The 17,889-nt window shown below is 43.4% G+C and carries 30 protein-coding genes; 1 reads left to right on the forward strand and 29 read right to left on the reverse strand.

Features of this window, described 5'->3' with window-relative positions; all coding sequences use genetic code 11:
* Positions 1-91 precede the first annotated feature (91 nt).
* From BEP19_RS11315 to BEP19_RS11435, 28 genes are all read right to left on the reverse strand, one after another.
* Positions 92-289, reverse strand: a complete 198-nt coding sequence (locus BEP19_RS11315; protein ID WP_425452782.1) for a hypothetical protein — start codon at positions 287-289, stop codon at positions 92-94.
* A gap of 43 nt (positions 290-332) precedes the next feature.
* The gene (locus tag BEP19_RS11320; RefSeq protein ID WP_120190031.1) at positions 333-1,790 is read right to left on the reverse strand and encodes a phage portal protein; all 1,458 of its coding nucleotides are present in this window, start codon (positions 1,788-1,790) and stop codon (positions 333-335) included.
* Positions 1,791-1,806: 16 nt separating this feature from the next.
* On the reverse strand, positions 1,807-3,072 hold the full coding sequence (locus tag BEP19_RS11325) for a PBSX family phage terminase large subunit (protein ID WP_211329346.1): 1,266 nt from the start codon (positions 3,070-3,072) through the stop codon (positions 1,807-1,809).
* Complete coding sequence (locus BEP19_RS11330; protein WP_120190032.1) at positions 3,059-3,919, reverse strand: terminase small subunit; 861 nt, start codon at positions 3,917-3,919, stop codon at positions 3,059-3,061. Before BEP19_RS11330 ends, BEP19_RS11325 begins: the two co-directional genes overlap by 14 nt.
* Positions 3,920-4,004: 85 nt before the next feature.
* The gene (locus BEP19_RS11335; protein ID WP_120190033.1) at positions 4,005-4,229 is read right to left on the reverse strand and encodes a hypothetical protein; all 225 of its coding nucleotides are present in this window, start codon (positions 4,227-4,229) and stop codon (positions 4,005-4,007) included.
* A gap of 205 nt (positions 4,230-4,434) precedes the next feature.
* Positions 4,435-4,884: a helix-turn-helix transcriptional regulator gene (locus BEP19_RS11340; RefSeq protein WP_120190034.1), complete on the reverse strand. Its 450-nt coding sequence runs from the start codon at positions 4,882-4,884 to the stop codon at positions 4,435-4,437.
* A 20-nt stretch (positions 4,885-4,904) separates the two neighbouring features.
* Positions 4,905-5,102 carry a hypothetical protein gene (locus BEP19_RS11345; RefSeq protein ID WP_120190035.1) on the reverse strand — a complete coding sequence of 66 codons (198 nt, stop codon included), beginning with the start codon at positions 5,100-5,102 and terminating at the stop codon, positions 4,905-4,907.
* A gap of 137 nt (positions 5,103-5,239) precedes the next feature.
* Positions 5,240-5,536: a hypothetical protein gene (locus BEP19_RS11350; RefSeq protein WP_120190036.1), complete on the reverse strand. Its 297-nt coding sequence runs from the start codon at positions 5,534-5,536 to the stop codon at positions 5,240-5,242.
* Positions 5,536-5,709 (reverse strand): DUF3954 domain-containing protein, encoded by a 174-nt coding sequence (locus BEP19_RS11355; RefSeq protein WP_120190037.1) that lies wholly within the window; start codon positions 5,707-5,709, stop codon positions 5,536-5,538. The genes BEP19_RS11350 and BEP19_RS11355 overlap by 1 nt, the downstream gene beginning before the upstream one ends.
* Before the next feature lie 73 nt (positions 5,710-5,782).
* A complete protein-coding gene (locus tag BEP19_RS11360; protein ID WP_120190038.1) occupies positions 5,783-5,974 on the reverse strand; it encodes a hypothetical protein in 192 nt (63 codons plus the stop codon).
* Between the two features lie 31 nt (positions 5,975-6,005).
* Positions 6,006-6,176: a hypothetical protein gene (locus tag BEP19_RS17695; RefSeq protein ID WP_170145356.1), complete on the reverse strand. Its 171-nt coding sequence runs from the start codon at positions 6,174-6,176 to the stop codon at positions 6,006-6,008.
* Between the two features lie 41 nt (positions 6,177-6,217).
* Positions 6,218-6,451 carry a hypothetical protein gene (locus BEP19_RS11365; RefSeq protein WP_120190039.1) on the reverse strand — a complete coding sequence of 78 codons (234 nt, stop codon included), beginning with the start codon at positions 6,449-6,451 and terminating at the stop codon, positions 6,218-6,220.
* A gap of 80 nt (positions 6,452-6,531) precedes the next feature.
* On the reverse strand, positions 6,532-6,702 hold the full coding sequence (locus tag BEP19_RS17700) for a hypothetical protein (RefSeq protein WP_170145357.1): 171 nt from the start codon (positions 6,700-6,702) through the stop codon (positions 6,532-6,534).
* A 25-nt stretch (positions 6,703-6,727) separates the two neighbouring features.
* Positions 6,728-6,892: a hypothetical protein gene (locus BEP19_RS17705; RefSeq protein ID WP_170145358.1), complete on the reverse strand. Its 165-nt coding sequence runs from the start codon at positions 6,890-6,892 to the stop codon at positions 6,728-6,730.
* The gene (locus tag BEP19_RS11370) at positions 6,889-7,179 is read right to left on the reverse strand and encodes a BC1872 family protein (protein WP_120190040.1); all 291 of its coding nucleotides are present in this window, start codon (positions 7,177-7,179) and stop codon (positions 6,889-6,891) included. The genes BEP19_RS17705 and BEP19_RS11370 overlap by 4 nt, the downstream gene beginning before the upstream one ends.
* Before the next feature lie 221 nt (positions 7,180-7,400).
* Positions 7,401-7,634, reverse strand: a complete 234-nt coding sequence (locus tag BEP19_RS11375) for a hypothetical protein (protein WP_120190041.1) — start codon at positions 7,632-7,634, stop codon at positions 7,401-7,403.
* A 51-nt stretch (positions 7,635-7,685) separates the two neighbouring features.
* The gene (locus tag BEP19_RS11380) at positions 7,686-8,348 is read right to left on the reverse strand and encodes a hypothetical protein (protein WP_120190042.1); all 663 of its coding nucleotides are present in this window, start codon (positions 8,346-8,348) and stop codon (positions 7,686-7,688) included.
* Positions 8,349-8,449: 101 nt separating this feature from the next.
* Positions 8,450-8,623: a hypothetical protein gene (locus BEP19_RS17710; RefSeq protein WP_170145359.1), complete on the reverse strand. Its 174-nt coding sequence runs from the start codon at positions 8,621-8,623 to the stop codon at positions 8,450-8,452.
* Positions 8,624-9,228: 605 nt separating this feature from the next.
* On the reverse strand, positions 9,229-9,657 hold the full coding sequence (locus tag BEP19_RS11395) for a RusA family crossover junction endodeoxyribonuclease (protein ID WP_281269296.1): 429 nt from the start codon (positions 9,655-9,657) through the stop codon (positions 9,229-9,231).
* Between the two features lie 11 nt (positions 9,658-9,668).
* The gene (locus BEP19_RS11400) at positions 9,669-9,857 is read right to left on the reverse strand and encodes a hypothetical protein (protein WP_120190045.1); all 189 of its coding nucleotides are present in this window, start codon (positions 9,855-9,857) and stop codon (positions 9,669-9,671) included.
* 22 nt (positions 9,858-9,879) lie between these two features.
* On the reverse strand, positions 9,880-10,755 hold the full coding sequence (locus BEP19_RS11405; RefSeq protein ID WP_342767414.1) for an ATP-binding protein: 876 nt from the start codon (positions 10,753-10,755) through the stop codon (positions 9,880-9,882).
* Complete coding sequence (locus BEP19_RS17985) at positions 10,649-11,623, reverse strand: hypothetical protein (protein ID WP_245983527.1); 975 nt, start codon at positions 11,621-11,623, stop codon at positions 10,649-10,651. Before BEP19_RS17985 ends, BEP19_RS11405 begins: the two co-directional genes overlap by 107 nt.
* A 16-nt stretch (positions 11,624-11,639) precedes the next feature.
* On the reverse strand, positions 11,640-12,341 hold the full coding sequence (locus BEP19_RS11410; RefSeq protein ID WP_120190047.1) for an MBL fold metallo-hydrolase: 702 nt from the start codon (positions 12,339-12,341) through the stop codon (positions 11,640-11,642).
* Positions 12,338-13,297 (reverse strand): recombinase RecT, encoded by a 960-nt coding sequence (locus tag BEP19_RS11415; protein ID WP_120190048.1) that lies wholly within the window; start codon positions 13,295-13,297, stop codon positions 12,338-12,340. Before BEP19_RS11415 ends, BEP19_RS11410 begins: the two co-directional genes overlap by 4 nt.
* A gap of 167 nt (positions 13,298-13,464) precedes the next feature.
* A complete protein-coding gene (locus BEP19_RS11420) occupies positions 13,465-15,450 on the reverse strand; it encodes a hypothetical protein (protein ID WP_120190049.1) in 1,986 nt (661 codons plus the stop codon).
* Positions 15,451-16,043: 593 nt separating this feature from the next.
* Positions 16,044-16,196, reverse strand: coding sequence for a hypothetical protein (locus tag BEP19_RS17715; RefSeq protein WP_170145360.1), 153 nt, complete (start codon positions 16,194-16,196; stop codon positions 16,044-16,046).
* Between the two features lie 16 nt (positions 16,197-16,212).
* Positions 16,213-16,482 (reverse strand): helix-turn-helix domain-containing protein, encoded by a 270-nt coding sequence (locus BEP19_RS11430; RefSeq protein ID WP_120190051.1) that lies wholly within the window; start codon positions 16,480-16,482, stop codon positions 16,213-16,215.
* Positions 16,483-16,582: 100 nt separating this feature from the next.
* Positions 16,583-16,906, reverse strand: coding sequence for a DNA-binding protein (locus BEP19_RS11435; RefSeq protein ID WP_147393794.1), 324 nt, complete (start codon positions 16,904-16,906; stop codon positions 16,583-16,585).
* A 27-nt stretch (positions 16,907-16,933) separates the two neighbouring features.
* Between BEP19_RS11435 and BEP19_RS11440 the strand changes: the two genes are divergently transcribed.
* The gene (locus BEP19_RS11440) at positions 16,934-17,113 is read left to right on the forward strand and encodes a hypothetical protein (protein WP_120190053.1); all 180 of its coding nucleotides are present in this window, start codon (positions 16,934-16,936) and stop codon (positions 17,111-17,113) included.
* Between the two features lie 15 nt (positions 17,114-17,128).
* Here the strand turns inward: BEP19_RS11440 and BEP19_RS11445 are convergent, their stop codons facing one another.
* On the reverse strand, positions 17,129-17,824 hold the full coding sequence (locus BEP19_RS11445; protein WP_120190054.1) for an ORF6C domain-containing protein: 696 nt from the start codon (positions 17,822-17,824) through the stop codon (positions 17,129-17,131).
* Positions 17,825-17,889 lie beyond the last annotated feature (65 nt).

Below are 17,889 nucleotides of genomic sequence, written 5' to 3' on the forward strand. Positions count from 1 at the left end.
ACGTAAAGCTTTGTCCATTCGGGCAATGTACTTGCTCGCTATCAGCTGGGATTCGATCTCACGTTGCGCGGATCGACCTTCCCAATATTTTTTACTCATCATCTGTCACAACTTCATACGTAGCTTTGAAAATATCGGGCTTGCATGGATAGAATTCACCTTGAATACCCTTGATGATGTAATCGCCTTTATTCACACGCATATCTCCTTCAAGTGTTCTGATATACGTTTCGCCAAATTTGATATAGTACTTCTGATCATAGATACCATTCATGAACCATAACGGCATTTCGTCTACACAAAACCTAAACGCTTCAACTACAACAGGTTTCTTACGATACTTCGCCACCTTCATCACCCTCCTTTCCAAACGTCTCTTTATAGTCTTCTTCGCCCCCATATTGATTCTTGATACGTTCTAATTCTTCTTGTACGTCTTTCACCCAAGGATGGTTAGCAGCGATTGTCTCGTCACTGATCTGACCCGCAGACTTAGCGGCATTTTCAATGACTTCGGATTCATTGATGATGATGTCGCGGTTAAAGATAAAATCAATCTCTGTGTCCGTTTGGTACTTTCCAGTATTGATCTGTATATCCAGATCAATAAACCATTTCAACTGCTCCAATGACGCTTGAAACTCGGTTTCGATAATATTGCAGTCCATATCTAGATCAGCATAAAGAAAGCGCAACGCAACACCTGATTGGTCGTTGCCAAACCGATCCGATTGCGTATCCACACCCCGACCCAATTCATAAAGGTCCTTGCGTTGCATATCCATGTGGGTTTTAAAGGCCTCGGTATCAATGTTGGTTGATATATAATCTAATCCACCATCATCATTGACATTGAGCGCTCGGTACACAGAAAGATTCTTGCGGAAATCACCCATACCTTCACCAAGGTAGTTTTTAACTACGTAAATCCCGCCAGTAGGTAAATCCTCTAAGTTATTGGCATTGTCTGATTTTTGCTTATCGTAATCATCAACCAACGACTTTACAAAGTTTATGATCGGCAATTCCTCATCGTTGTACTTGAAGCACACGAACGGAACGCGCTGCCAATTCAGTCCTTCCGCACCATCAGTTAGGTGCGATGAGTACTCCCCTTGCTCCACATCGGCTACCAACTCACCATCATGCACAACGTAGCGATAGACCCCCGTTGTATCCCAATACTCCACGCGGTGAATTACTTCCTTTTCTTTACCGGTAAAGGCTTCGATCTTATAAGTGCGAATCATTGCAGCTAATTCCGTGTGATCCGCGTCGCTCCATAGCGGAATTAGCTCTTCGGACGGGATGCGCTTCATACTAAATTCGCCTTGTTCGTTGTAATAGGGATGAATCCATGACTTACCTTTATTAATTGATTCCTTCCCCACGTTCTGGAACATACGATAAAAACGTTTAGTGAAGTAGTCCCTTGTTAGGATTTTGATATACTCGTCATCGTCTGATTGGATTGTAAATGGTAGGCTTAATAAATAACCAACCTTTTGATCTACCAGCTTTCTAACGAAGCCATGCACCAGCTTGTTATTGGCTATATTCTTGGCTTCCTCCAACCTTCCCCCCTCACCAACTACCATCCTTTTCCGTTCTAATATGTCATGCTGATTCTCATAGTAACGCTGTCCAGTGAGCATTAATTCTCGTAACGGCGAGCTTTCCCACTCGGTCACTTCGGCAAGGATGACCTCTTTATCACTCATGGCGGTTGCTGCACCCTCGATGATTCGATTGCTAATCACTTCTGTCTCTGTTGCCGTATTAGGATACATATCTAAATCCTCCTTCCTAGTTAAATGATGATCCTGTTCGTTTCATATCTCTTTCGAATGCGTACCTCGTGGAATCGATAGCGTGATTCTCTTTGTCCTCTAAGCGTGGAAGAGGGTTTCCATCCCGATCCGTCTGGTAATCGATGTTTTCAAACTCTTTCGCTATATTTGGCGTTCGTTGTGGATCGATGCATATAAAATCTAAGTCACCAAGCCACTCTTCGCCATACTGTACAGAGTCAGGACCTTTCTTCGCGCCTGTGATCCTGCGGATACCATGTTCTAACCTCAATTCGTCAATCGTTCGCGGCTCGGCTGAATCCGCCGTAGTTTCTCGTGTTTCATATCCTTTTGATCGCATCCAGTTAGCTAATGTGCGGCTACTGATCTTCTGACCGTATAACTCATCAATCGCATAAATGCCGTTACGCCGCTTATCGTAATGCCAACGTACAAACGCCAGCGGATCAGGGCCGTACCCAAAGTCAACACCCTGCCGGATATTATCGAATCCGGCGATCATCTCGTCTGTAATGCAACCAGCTCCAACTTGCAGGTTGTCGAACGGAACAACACCCGAACCAATCGCCCTACCTTCGTACTCCCATTCATATCGCTTCGGATTACGTACTTTCGCGGCCTCTGCTTCCTCTATGAACTGTTTAGATATGAAGGGGTTATCTTGATACGTCGAATGGTGAACGAACGTATTATCGGGCTGGAAAGAGCTTTCGTACTTCTTGTTGACCCAGGACTGTCTACGTTTAGGCGGGTTATAACTAAAGAAGAACTTATAAAAAAGACCGTTCCCCAAATCCCCACGTAAGAGAGAGTTAGTAATGGTCGTGACTTCTTCTTCCGTTTTGAACTCCGCTAATTCCTCGATCCAAGCAATAGCAAAAGGGAAATTTGCCGACTTCAAAGACTTGATCCTCTCTGGATTCATGGCCCCTCGGAACACCATATAATTTCCTCGCGGAATGTATGTCACCCGCATAGGTGATTTATTAATTCTAAATAGGTGAGAGACTCCTTGTTCGCTGATAGCCCACTTGATCTGCTCGAATATGGATAACTCGATTGAATTGTCTACCTTCCGTATCCCTACAGCGTTTACTGGATATCTCATGAGCATTTGAACGATGATATGGCTTATGTCGGATGACTTACCAGATCCCCTGCCGCCCTTACACACGATGTTTAGGATGTCAGGATCAATGGCTGCCCTCCAAACGGAATGAAAGGCTTTCGGAAGAAACTCTGATAATTTACGTTTCATCATCATCTTCTCTAATATCATCAACAAAGGTAACATTGGTTAACGTTTCACTAGTAGTCAGTTTCTCAACCTCAATCTTAGTCTTTTCAATATCCATTCGTAACTTCTCTTCCCGCAACCGCTTTTTGTCATTATCAGAGAGTAAGTCGGTATACTTGGCCAGCATATCCATTGCTTTCATTTTGTCAGCAAGCTTAACGGATATCCCATCTTTACCTTGTCTGACTTCGGTGATGATCGTGCCGTCGACCTCTGCTGATTCCTTGAAGTCCACATAGTTGACCTCTTTCATCAGTTGATTTCCGTCCGCGTCTTTCACAGGACCCACCATGCTAATAACAGGGACCTCTCTTTTTCCAAATTTAGCAAAGTCAGTAATATCAGCACGGGCTATGTCGATATACATTTGTAAAACATCATCAGCACTTAATTTCTTCTCGCTTAATGTCTCCTCGCGCATCCTATCGATCTCCGCGGAAATCTTGGGGTTTCTAAGGTGCCTATGGCCTTCGGACATCGCCGTTGTATATGCACACTCATACGCCTTTTGGTACGCTTTAGTCGCATTGAAGTATTTAATGTAGTAAATGCAAAAAAGCCTTTGTTTATCGGTTAAATCCTCCGACTCAACAACAGGCTCATATTGTTCTTTTTTCGGTTGCATCTTTTTTGAAATGGTTGCAACCTTCTTAGGTTTAGTTGCATCCTTTTTCTTGGTTGCTCGGGACCACTTCTCGCGACTGCGGCGGCTCTTTAGCGTCCCCTCTTTAACCCCATGCTTCTCAGCCAATGCCCTGAACGTGATCTTGGTTGTTTCCCACTCATTTCTAATTTCATCCCAGTTAGGCATCTACATAACACCGCCTCCTACCGCTAATTGCTTGCCTCTATTTTGAACAAAAGAAAGAGCACCGCGATGGGTGCCCTGTAATTGCTTATCTCTTTATCTTACTTAATATTTCTTCTGGTATGAATTCATCTAAAAGAGACGAATGCTTTGAACCAACTGCTTTGGCTAATGCATAAAATTCAGAGTATAGTTTTTTCAATTCTTCCGGATCGGTTATAAAGTTCGCTTTTGCTGTATACAATGTTAATTCAGTTGCAACATCCAAAAGGTTTCTTTGTGAATTTTGAACAACCTCAACTTTATCTGACATAATATCACCCCCCACTATCGAACCAATTCGACAAAAGGAGATATTTACCTGCTACTAATTCCCTAGCAACAAGGTTTTAAATAAAGATCTATATATGACAGGAAGGTCTAGTTGTTTTAAGATGGGCTTGTTGGTAACACGCACCCTCCACCAAACCTCCCCCCTCAAATCTAACCACATTTTTCGCATATTGAACATTTTTGAACTAACTGCAACTTTGAACCTTTTGAACATCCTGAACGTTTTGAACATATTGAACATTTTTAGCTATCTTACTGGCTATCGATTTGCTAATCCTGTTTATGTGAGTGTGCGATAATCCCATATGACGAGATATCCATGCGTGTCCTTTACCTTCAAGCAACCAATGAAGTATTTCTATTTCTCTTTCGTCGGAGATAACGTGAATGTTGCTCTGAATGAGCTCAACTTTCTTCTCATACCCCTCTATTCTTTCATGATGTTTACTGCGCCTTATAACTTCACGATAGACTGGATCACCTGTCTGCCCTTTCCCTTTTGGCATTACTGCTTCGATCCCGTATTGTGCGGTAAGATTATCCCCAGCTTGCTCCATTGACTTGCGCATGATTTTAATCGAGTTCAACATCCAGTGATAATCTTTCAATGTATTTTCGATTTCTTTTTTATCCAAACCTTACCGCCCCCTCATATTTACCTTTGACGATATGCCCCGCCTCTTCCCCTTGCGTATGTGGGTCTGTTGACGCCCATTAGGCCTTCTATATCCCGAGTGGACAAACGCTCACTGCGGCGTTTCTGTGGCTTCCTGCGCTTCTTCTTTTTAGAAACAGGCGGCTTCATGTTCTCTTTTTTCCACTGTTGAAGCTGGTCCCTAAATGCTTGATTCATCCCGATCTCCTCCTCGGTTGCAAAAATAGGTACTAAATTGTAGATTAGTTGCATTGCGGTTGCTTGCTGAAAAAAAGAAAAAGGACACCAAACAACGCTTGTGCGTCATTCAGTGTCCGTCGGTTCTTCCGTAAGGACTATTTCCAAGTAATTAGAAGCTTGTATTTATAGTATTTATTGTTGTAAAGCCAGTTCGTATATTCGACTTTTTCGATGGTTGCCTTGCAACCTTCCAATAATAATTCAATATTCTCCAAAAACAGTGGACTTTTAAGGATGTGCGCATCCTCTCGCTTATCCAAATCTATTGAACGAGCAGAGTAACCTTTTTGTGCTGATTCTATTAAAAGTGGCTCGATTTTCTCAGCGAATTCAATCGCATAGTCTATTATTTTATTATCTCGATCAATCTTTAATTTCGTTGCAAAACTCATCAAATTACCTCCTGCCCTTCGATCCGCACGCGCTCGCTGCGGTCAATGTCCAAAACCTTGCCATTTTTCCATATGATCAGGTCTTTCCCATGTTCTTTCGGTGTTACTTTTATCATTTTTTCGTTTTGCACGATGTATATTGCGTTCTCTTTCAAGTCAATATTCGCTTTCACTCGGACCCCTCCCCATATGCTATAATCATATTGCCGATAAGATTAGCTGGGAGAGATCCTGGCTATTTTTTGTTCACTTGGTGTAATTCAAAAAATGAAGTAATTCAGTTTGGGTTTTGCCTGTCTTTATAATAGTTTCCGCGGCCGCTTTAACGAGGATACTGACCGCTTCATATTTATCGGGGTGCATGGCCACCAAATGAACTTCCCCACCTAGCTCCAGCAATACATTAACCGTCGAGCTTTCGATATTTACTTTGCTCATAATCCCGCCCCCATTTGGTTGAACTGTAACACTACATAAATTTCATACCGAATTCTACAAACAGTGATTTTGGTATCATAACAACCTTTGCATTTCCTTCTTCGTCTTTTTGGTTAGGGTAGACTATATACACCGTATCCCCTTTGTGCATTAGAGCAATTTCATCATCAAAGAACCCGCGTCCTCTCGTTACATCTTCCATGATAATCACCCCTTACTACGCTTAATCAACGTACTGTGTAGTTAATCCCAATGGGAAACCGCTCCCCTGCTCCAAGACCAAACGCCTTTATTGATAGATTCAATCTCAATTTCTACAGGTACATATTGAATACTCAATTCATCATCAATAATCTGTTGTGCCATTTCCTTTGTTGGCAAAAAACAAGTTGAACGCAAGTCGAAACTATCTTCTTTCTTTTCTAAGTCGTACCAAACATCCTCTTGATATAAATAGGCGATCGCATAAAATGTCACACTCTTTACCCCTTTTCATTTTTATTTGTGTCGCAGTTATCGTCTACCATGTCGTTAGCTCCAACGAGTCGATCAAAACTCTAAAAAACAAACTTTCCTAAAACTAATCCTATTGCAACACCTATAAATAAAAGCCCGAAGGTTACCGCTATGAGTGGAGTAAATAAGTCGTAATCTGCAGATCTTGCATTGATTACCAAACAGCCAATCAACCCGATAACAACTATCGATATAACTACAATCCAAAACAACAGGAATCCTACCTCCTTTCTCTTCCTACACCGTTGCCGTGAAAAACCCATACGACTCGTCCCTCAGATACTCCTCATACTGACAATGCGGGCAAACAATCGCATCCTGATCCATTTCATCGCAATCTTTTACGCCGAAGACGCATGAACATTTCGCGCATTCGTATAGGTGCATGTGTAACTTTTTCATTCCACTTCCACCCCCACAGCCTCTAGCGCAGCGAGACATATCGCAAGCGGTAATGATTCATTTTCGGATGATCCGGACCAACCACCACTCATCCAATCTTTGTCACTTACGTCCACATGCCAATGATCTTGCATATCAAACATGTCGACTTCGTAATTCTCTCTTAGTTTCTCTACCACTTTCCAAGCGTCGGCAATTTCTGTTGATGGAAAGAATGGATGCCACACATCCTTCAACCCCATAACCTTCCTAGCAACTAACACATCTAATTCATGACCAGTCTTCATTCTGATTCCTCCTTACAATCGTCCTGCCCCAACAATAAACACGGCCATCATCATGGCCCCGAAGATCCCCGCCAATATTGATGCGGGCAACAGCCACCATACGTTGATCATTCCGCTTCCTCCTCTTGTTCACCTTCTTGATCACCGCATGACGGACAAAACGATGCTTCACAGCAAGGACATTGCGCCCGCCATTCCAAACACTCCCAACACCTATCCATTTACTTCCCCTCCAATGCTTTTCTGGCTCTTTCTCCGCCGTCTTCATTTATCGGAACCACAGGTCGCCACTGATCGAGTACGTTTTCCTTGTAATTGTTTTCATCCGCATAGAACCGTAATTCTTTACGAAGTCTTTCGTTTTCCTCGACCAGTTGTTTAATCGTTTCGTCAAACGGACTCCCATATCCGTCAAAATATATTAATAATTTTTCTATTTCTTCTTTACTCAACATCCCTGTTCCCTCCTAGGACCGCGTGGGTAACGGTCCTGCGCTTTAATTTCATTAAGCTCTTGCTTCGAAGAAGTTTCCAAAGTCGTTACGAGCAGGTATGCCATCTTTTATTTCGTCCGTTGCTGCCTCTACATCAATTTCCAGTTCGCAATCATGACAATGGACAACATCGGTCCCTAGCGGTATATAGCGATTCCCTCGTTTGCCGCAATAGCACCAGTACCGACATTTGTAACGCTCCGTCCCGTCTTCATCTACTTTGATTCCTGTATCCCAATGCTCAGGACGACCAGGTTCATACTCAGCATCAATGGTTTCATTGTCTGTCTTAATGTCCGCTGTTTCTGACAAGGAGAATGCCGATCTTTCACTAGCACCCAGCAAGGGAAGTGTTTTTGGTCTTGGTGCTTTCATTTCTTTCACACGCTTCAATCCTTGATCGAATTGATCTGGAGTTTTATTGGATTCAATCTCTTTCGATTCGGAAGCTTCCTTTGCCTTGCTCAAGATCCTGTCAACAATTGCTTTGGTTGACTCTTTGAGTTTTGGTCTGTCGATGTCGGATTTTTCAATTTTGTGCTCAATGATTTTATCCGATCCTTTGATTGAGCTGAAAAACCCCTCAATGATTAGCTTTTCGTTATCTGTTGACGCGCCATTCATTTCAAGCCTACTTTGTTTAATACCCTCTTTTACCTCAATTATTATTTCCATCCTAGTTATCCCCCTTTTATATTGACTGCCTGTAAGGACAGTCTGTATTTGTTGTTTGTGCGGCAGGCATACACTCTTTCAATCGCCTACATTGCAGCTCCCTAGCCGCTTGGTACCGCATTTCCATCGGCGCGCTGTCGTCTAATGCGACGACCAACAGCTGAATTCTTGTCACTGTCCCCATTTTTCGCATCCCTGTCATCCTCCTGAAAAGCCAATTGATCGTATTCCCTACCGTACATGTCGGTCATCTTCTCGATCCCGAACTTCATCAAACAGCTTGAGCCGCCCATTCTTGTCTTATATTCCTTAGCTTCTCTTTGCTAATGTTGAATTTTCTTGCAATCGCCGCAAACGTCATCCCCTGTGATCTGAGAGACTCTAGTTTTTCTTTGGTCAAGTCTTGTAAATACGGCCGACCTAGCAACTTGCAACCTAATCTCTTAAGTTCAATGCCTATCGCGCATTCGACTTGACATATCCGCGTTTTTTTCGTTAGGCTTTTTCCTACAACACGTTCGCATCCCGCACACTGATCGAGAAGCTTACAAATCTGTAATCTGATCTTTCGTTTTTCCAACCTTTGCATGGAATGATTCCGTCCCTTCCGTGGTATACTAATACCGTCAATGTTTTTTCACACGGACTCTATGGGGTTCCCGCCCCTGAGTCCTCCTCTGTTCTAATCTTCGGGATGATGCTTCCTCCCAATCTCCGACAGTCATATCCAACCCTCGACATACAACGACGCCATAAGTGGCAGCGGCTCAGGCACGCCATTTGATTGTCCTCTCTAACCACCCAATCAGGTCTTGCGTCAGTAATCCCCACCCCTCCGATCACACTCTTTCTCACAACACACGTCACGACAATCACTCCCCTAATTGATTTCCAGCAACTCTACCTCAATTTCGATCCGCGGCTGCTCGCTATAAAACTTGGAGACGCGCAGATCGACGACTTGGCTGTCATCCTTCCAGATGATCTTGTTTAGAGCGTCACTTATTGATTTCACGTAATTGTCGAGGTCTGGTTTGGTTGTTGGACGATATAGTCCTTGTTCTGCCAGCCCCATTCGCCGCCTGCTGAATGATTTGAGCATGGGCCGATATATTGCCATCCTCACTTTCAACGGTCCCTCTAACGGCTTCCTGGGGGCGTGTTGAGAAGCAACCAATCCAACATACTGTTTAAAATCCCTTGAATTCTGAGGGTCGTACATTCGGATGCGCCCCCTATGCGTTGTTGCTCTCGCCCGTTCTTGGGCTACCGCTTCCCCTAACACGGTAAATTTAATTTTGTTTTTCAAGCTATACACTCCTAAATGGCTTTTTCTTGTTGGACCATACCGAACCTTCGATCTGCATCAGCGATCATTTGCCGTAACTCTTCCTCAGCCGCCACCACTTGCTCTTTGGTTCGAGGTCCGCAATCAGGGCAGGTCATGAAGAACACCGAAGAACTAAACGGAATCAGCATGGCGTTCGTGTTATTGCAAAGGTTACACATTGGTTTTAGCCTCCTCTTTTAGTTACCCAAGTAGCAAGTTCAGCATGTCCTCATTCTCTTTTTCCGCAAGCATGCTCCGTATTTGTTCTTCTGGCATCTTAACTGGGAAGGCCATCTTTTTTATACGGTCCCTTACTCGACCCTCGGGATATTTTGAATCCAATTCATCGATTGCCAGGTTACTTGTAAAGATGGTTAATTTCATGTTCAGCAATCGGTGTTCTAGTATTCTAGTAAATGTCTCTTCTACCCAATCACCTGTCTTCTCAACGCCAATGTCATCGAGGACCAGCAGATCCACGTTACGAACAGCGTCGATAACGTCTGATGACTTAACATCGGCATCTTTGTCAAATCCCCTTCTAATTTCGCCCAACAGGTCGGCTGTGGAAGAGTAGTAAACACTCACTCGACGCCCGTCCTTGTCGTAAACTTTCACAATCGCATTTAAAATACTTGCAGCCAGTCGAGTTTTTCCGCTGCCCTTCGTTCGGCTGTACAGGTAAAGACCCTTACCCTCCTCTCTAATCAGATCGAAATTTTTAACGAAGTTTCCAGCGTACCTCTTCGCCAGGGTAGCCTGTTCCTGCGATTCTGCTTTTTCGTAAATCTCAACATCGAAGGAATTTATTGTTGTGTCTGCAAACTCACTTGGCAGTTGAGCGTTGGATAATTTGAACCTTAACTTCTTGAACTCTTTACAGTCACACTCTCTAGCAAAGTCCCTGCCCTCCTCGTGATCCATAATCCAGATCAAGCTTGAGCCATCGCATTTTTTATAGGGACACTTATCAGAAATCGAACTCAATGTCTCGTAGCGTTCCGTGTAATCCTTTTTCTCTGGCAATGGCTTCGAGTCTTTTAACCTCTTGGCTAGTCTCGGATTCTCTTTCATCATTTGTTGAATCGCGCTCCCTATGCTCTGCATGGTTACCAACTCCTTGATTCTTAAGTTTTATAAGGCCTCTGAGCGCTTCATGCTGATCCGTGCCCCGCAGGATACCCAGCGTGTAGTTCTCGCGCTTGTCATCGTGCTTATCGAAATGAGTCCATAAAGCAAAGTTAATTTGTTCGGGAGAATATCTACTCATTTTGTCGATATGGTTTGATAAGACGTTTTCTGAAATCCTGCATGTGGATCTAGTCAATCGGATGCAGTCTAGATATTTAATTAAAATTTTTCTAGAGACTCCCGAAGGTAAGGCGTTGATTTGAAAATCAACAAAGGTCTTTATCTCATCTATCGAACTGATGTTTTTAGGTGAATTGCTCGTTTCGTTGGCATTAGTCTTAATATCTTTCTTTTCATTCTTCTCATTCTTTACATTCTTTTCATTCTTGTTTGTGTTCAACTGTTGTTCATTTGATGTTCGTTTGCTGTTCAACTGTTGTTCATCTGTGTGTTCACTATCCTTATCATCACCTTGATAGAACCCCCATTTAACAAGGGTTACAACAGAATATTTGTTGTTCGATTTGATGTTCAACATTCCCCATGTTTCTAAATTTTCTAAGTACCTCCACCAAGTGGATTCACTGAGCTTTTTCTTTGGAGGGGTGCCCTTGTTAAGCTCTTCGGACAAGGAGATCCGACCGGTAATAAACTGACCGGGTTGCAAATCTATAACTTCGTTTCCAACAAGGTACTTGTGATCCGAATGGGTTGCCTGCAACAAACAGTGGACCCATAACTTTAGATAATGCGGATCTTGCCAAACGGGATCCCCTTGAATTTTTCTATGAAGTTTTATCCAACCTTTTTCCACACGTTTCACTCCCTGCCTATGGAACAATAACCATTTTCCCAGTCAGCCCTTGAATCTCTCTCTTAAACAATTCTTCATCGCTATTCGTGTCTGATAAATGAAGCAACCAAATCTGTTCAACCTTGCTTAAATCGTTCGCTTTCAGAAATTCTTTGACGTTTTCTAAACTGAAATGAGACTGCATTAACCGTCGTTTCATAGCCCTATGTACGCGTCCTGACACAATGTTTTCGTTAAGAATGTCCATGCTGTAATTTGCCTCGACCATGATGTGAGTTAATCCAGTGAAACGATATCTGATGTAATAGGTATCTGTTGCAAAGAGAACCTTGGCGCCACTCTTGTTTAGAAGCAGAAAGCCATAGGGTTCGCTTACATCGTGCTGTACGTCAAAGGGGATAATGTCCCACGTTCCAATCTTTATCCGCTCCTGCGTCGATACACGGTGGATGCGGTGATGATCATGACCAATCGCTTCGGCCGTCCCTGCGGACATGTAACAATCAATGCCTGCTGCCGTAACCTCTTTGATCGCCTTGCTATGGTCCTTGTGCTCATGGCTGATAAGGCATGCGGCGATATCCGATGTCTTAAAGTCCAGGGCCTTTTGAATGTCCTTGTAGCGGATCCCCGCCTCGAGGAGCAGGGAGGTTTCACCATCTGTAATGTGATAGCAATTCCCCGCGCTCCCCGATGCAAGGGCTTTGATTTCAATCACCAGGTCGGTTCGTCCGTTCCCGTTTTATCGAAACTGATTTCTTGATCATCCGACTCGCTTGTGGGGGCCTCTATCGGGTCCTGATCTTTATCAAACGGAAGTTCATCTACTTCTTCATATTCCGCATCAATGATCTCCTGATTCGCATTTTCGTTAATCTCTCGCATTACAGCAGAATCCTTCTCTTGCCCCTCAACGTAGGCGTAAGATGCAGCGTTTACCTTTTTCGGGTCGACTTCTAAGTGTTCCGTAACTCGGTGAACCAACGTTTTATATCTCATTTCAGCAGGGTGTCCATCCCAAAACGTTTTGCTTTGTGCTGCGCTTCTAGACTTTTGGAAATCATCCTCTGTTACGATGACAAGTTTGTTTTTCTTCGGATCCTCGAATGCCAGATAACCAAATCCACCGATTATCTCTCCGCGGTCAAATGGATTTTTAACATCGAATTCATAAGACTCAACCTCATTTGAGAATGACTTTTTAATTGGTTTGAAATGGTCATTACTGTAAACGAGCTCATAAACGATATCGATTGGCGGATCGACTGCAACCTGTGCCCTGTAGTACGCCTCCCCCACATAACCAACACGCAAATCCAAATCGTACTTACCTTCTCGCTTATTGAAATAAGGAACCGGATGGATGTGGTTGGGGATTAGAGCATCTAACCCCAGCTTCACGCGATGGACCGCATCCAAAGCTAATTTCCTCATGTTAACGTTGTTCCATGTATAAGATGATTGCTTGTCGTTACTTCGCTTCGTTTCTAAATCTTTCAACACGTTGTCTACTTTCAAAAACAAGTGTTGTGCTAATGTCTTTTCGTAATCCGTGAAAGCTACTGGCGCACCCGCTTCTGCTGCGAACTGCTGCTGTACGCTTGCCAAAAACCTTTCTGATTGCGTGGCTTGTAGGCTAGTGTCTTTGTTTGCTACTTCGTTTTTATTGCTCATTTGTTGTTACCTCCTGTTTTTGTTCCTTCTGTACCAAAGTGATAGTGCCGTCAAATTCTCCTTTATTTAATAAAGTCAAGAATCGTATACGATCAATTAAACTATCGAAAAACATTCTGTTTCTACCGCGCTTACCTGATAACTCCACTCCGTAAATCTTTTTCAATTTACGCCACCACACTTTCATCGCTTGTCTTTGTTTCAACTCTCAGCTGCTTGTCCTGCTCAGACACAATCAACCTGATCAGCTGAGCCTCGGTATCGATCAGCTGGGTAACGGCTTCCGCATTATCCACAAAGATTGGAGCGTAGAAACCATAGTGCTCTGACAGCGTGTTGATGATGTCCAAGCCAACGTTGATCTTCGCTGCATTATTTAGCCCTGAATCATAAGGGACACCGTCAAAAGTAGTCGTGCAATCCTCTCTTAAGCCGCCATTGACTTGCTCTTCAAATAAACGGAAACGAGCGTACTTGAATTTGCTGTTGATCTTATCTTCCAGAAACTCAACCTTTGTTCGAGTAAATTCTTCTGTCAGGAACAACTGTCTTTGCAATTCCTCATATTCCTTCGCGAGTTTACGTTCCTGCCCTTTCAGTTCATCGATCCGATCCTGCGCCTGTTTAACAAAGGCGAACTTGCTCAAATCTTCCTGTAGTTGATCGCGCTCTGCTCTTAGTTCCACAATCTTCAACTGGATCGATTGAATCTCTTGATCCGCTGAACTTCTAATGCCTTCTAGCTCGGTGCTAAGCTGTTGTTTTTCTGTGAGCTTCGCGACATATTCCGCATTCTCGGTAATATCAACGACCATGTTTTCCAACTTAGAAAGCTGTTCTTGGAGCTTTTTAATCAACTTCTGCTTGTCAGCAATCCGCTCGTTGACCTTTTCCGTTTCTTTATCTAAGCCCACGTTTTCTTGCTCTAGCTTTTTCTTGCGTTCGGATTCTTGATTACCTTCCGCGTCTAATCCTTCCAAGCGATTGGACCTTTTAAGATTGAATTCTTCCAATGCTTTGTCGCGGGCTGCTTGCACTTGATCATTTGGCAAGGCTTGTCCGCACGTTGGGCATTCGCACTCATCATTGTGTGTAAACTCAACAGCGTTAACCTCTTTCCAAATTCCCCGCAATTCCGCAAGCTTGCTCTCAATCGACTTAATCCGCTCATTGTTGTGTTTCTTTTGTTGCTCAATACTTTGGAGATCGCGGTTGAATATAGTTACGTTCGACTGTTCCTCTTGCAACCTAGCTTTCAGCTTATAAACTTCATCCTGGGAACCGGACTCGTGGGCGCTCTTGATCCTCATCAGCTCGATCTCGACCTCTTGGATCTGCTTTTGTTTCTCGGTGATCGCGTTCCCGTTCCGAATACTAGAGATTTGATCTTGTTTGGCGTCGATCCGCGTGTTGACCACACTTATCTTCGCTTGCAATCCATCTTTATCCAGACCGCCAATGTCGGGCATGCCTCGATCAACCTCTGAAATACGAGTTGGAATTGCATCCAATTCTTTTTTAATAGCTGATAGCTTGGAAGCAATAACCTTTTTGTGATCTTCGATTGACCTGCCACTTAAAATGTCCGGTAGCTCAACCAGCTTATCGTTAGATGAAATGACCTCTTCATCCGTTACGTCTCCACAGACTCCCATGAGGACTTTGCGGCGCTCGTCTTTCTTTAACTGCTCGTTGAAATAAGCAGGGTTCGTAATAAGTTTGAACACGTCTTCCTCAATCATATTTGAAATGAATTCGTCATAATCCCGTTTCTTGGTAGGCACACCATCTATGAAGTAATCCGTTGTATGACCCCCGAACACTGCGACTGGTTGGTTGCGTGGCTTCGTCCACACTTCCTTATAAATTCGTTTTAGGGTGACGGTTCGTTTATCGATGTCAAAGACTCCTTCAACCTCATGCTCCAAGCCATTGATCGGTCGACCCTCTGAATCAAGAGTTTTGATTGAAAAGTCCGATCGATTATTAGTGTCTTTACCAAAGAGCAACCACAAAAAGGAATCGGGCACCGTTGTTTTCCCTGTACCATTGTCTCCATACGCATCTGCGTTTCCGCCGTTAGTATTAAATAAGAAATCCTTAATACCTTTGAAATTGCGAATTGTTAAAGATAACAAAGTGATTTTCTTCATGCTTTACACCCCTTCATGTTATAATTGGATTGTGTTTATTTTTAATGGGCCGTTCACACGGCTATTTTTTTATGTCTTTTTACAAAATTAACAAGGTAATTCAGATCACCGTCTGCGATTGTGTTCTTGTAGCTATATAGCTTGTGATCAATCAAGCAGTAATGCATGGTCAACACGCTCGTTCCTGCGAGTACTCGCGCAAAGAAATTTAGTTGTATGAAATCATGAGCAACAGTCTCGTTTACCAGCTCATATTCAAGACCCCAATACATTACAGTTTTCACTTCCTCACCCCCTCTCGCTTTTGGTCAGCAATGGAGAAAACTAGAGAAACTAATAATCCAAGCATCCCCGGAAGCCAATGACCGTTGACCATTGCTGCGCCCGAAATAGCCGCTAACAAAATACATCCGCCTATCATTCACTCACCTGCTCCCTATTATTTTTAATGGATTGGATCCATCGTCACGACCAGGAACCACAGGAGGGAGATTCCCGATCATGACGACAGGACCAAACCTGTCGTTGCTGGACGATCCAGCAGATGTTATAATGTGATTACCTATTTATGAACAGTAAGCCGGTCCTCCAACCTAGCTTGCTGTTTTTCTTTTTTCACGGGAAACCCTAACCTTTATGACCTCATCCAAGCATGCAAGGTGATTCGGATTATCCAACGCCTGCCTACACATCTGCCGCACCCTCCATGCGGGCATTAACTTACTAACCGCAATTACAATTACCACTGAACATTCTCCTTTCCTATGTAAAGAGCGCCCACACGACCATCGTCGATACCGTTGATATGATTTGCATGACAGCCGCTACATCGACACCGCATATGATTGCGGCCGCTATCTCTGGGGCTCCCGTCACTTGAAACCAATCGACTAAATCCCTTACCTTTAAAGCCAAGTAATTGTTCTCAAGCCTTGATACATTACTCCTTGATAGGTGTAACTTTTCTGCCATTTCCTCTTGGCTGAGCCCCGCTTTAAGTCTTGCTTCTTTAAGCAATGGACCATACATCATCGTTACGATTCACCCCCTTCCAATGTGCAGGATTTGCACACTTGCAAATCCTGGACAGTCGAATCTATTTCTATCTACTAAAATTAGTTTTAGTAGATTCCTAGATCACTCGGAACGGTGCTCGGTTTAAATTCGGAGCGTTTGCATTCACCCAACCCGCGTTTAGGTCGATCCACTCGAACAAAAGTCGTGTCGGAACCCGTGGGTGTCCAAAATCACGTATAACCGGGAAATCTGCTCTATTGAAAAGTTCAGCACATTTTGTCCCGCTGATCCCCACCAATTCCATAAACTCCTTTCGCGTTAATAGCGGAGGTAGTTCTTTTTGGACATTGATCTCTTGGAGAATCAGCGGCGCCAATTGCTTTTTAATTTCTGTTGCTAACGATTCAATCATTTCGTTTGAAAATTTAACTTGCATCATATGACCTCCTTGAAAGGATGATTTGATATGCCCGAATTACTTATTCATCAACTGATGGATAAAATACATATTCTTAAAACTGAACTTGCAACTATTATACAAAGCCAAGAATCCACTAATGAACTACTCACATTGCTTGCCGAAGACGCGAACGACATTAAGGCTGATTTACACTCACTTAGATTGCAGTCGGTCACGGATCGCTAGAGGTCAGCCGCTTAATTAGCTGACCTTTCTCGGAATCCAGTTTGCAACGTATCGGATCGCGACCTGTAACTCCTTGCGCTTAACATCTTTATAGGAAGCAACCGCAAACCGGTCTTTGATCTCGCGATAAATTTCACGAAACAGTTGTGAGCGTTCATTTGGTTCGTCGCTCAGTTCATAGACTTTAGTTGCAACAGCCTTTTGTAATCGGCGTTGTTCACCGTGATCGAGAGTGATCTGTTCTTCGACCTTCTCGTCGATCTGGGTCACTAACTTTCTGATCTCGTGTTGTTCCTTGACAATTTCATCATGGCCTTCGACTAAATCGGCAGTAGTTCTGAGGACGGTAACCAGGGCTTGATCTTTTGAAAGTGGAACAACATTTTCGGTTTTATAAGATCCTGTGTTTCTTATAGAAGGAATGACCTCAATCGCTAACCAATCTTGAAACTGTTCAGCTACTTCGTTTGAAGCTTTGAATGCTAACTTGTAAACAAGCGGCTCGGGTATTAGGTCACCTTTCCCCACTTCTGGGGAATTTGGTGGCAGGTATTCATTTACCCGTTCCCAACGAACATACTCTCTATTATTCTTTTCTTGTGTGATACCAAGGCATTTAGCGACTTGTTCAATCTCGAAAAGGATTTGTCCGTTTTCGTTTTTGGCAGATACCTTGAATAATTCATTTTCGAAGACTTGTAATTGACTCATAGTTACCTCCTTTGTTTTATCCCCCCTCTCATGTGGTACTATTTTCATAGAGAGGGGGTGAAATG

The organism is Ammoniphilus oxalaticus (assembly GCF_003609605.1).
Lineage (GTDB): Bacteria > Bacillota > Bacilli > Aneurinibacillales > RAOX-1 > Ammoniphilus > Ammoniphilus oxalaticus.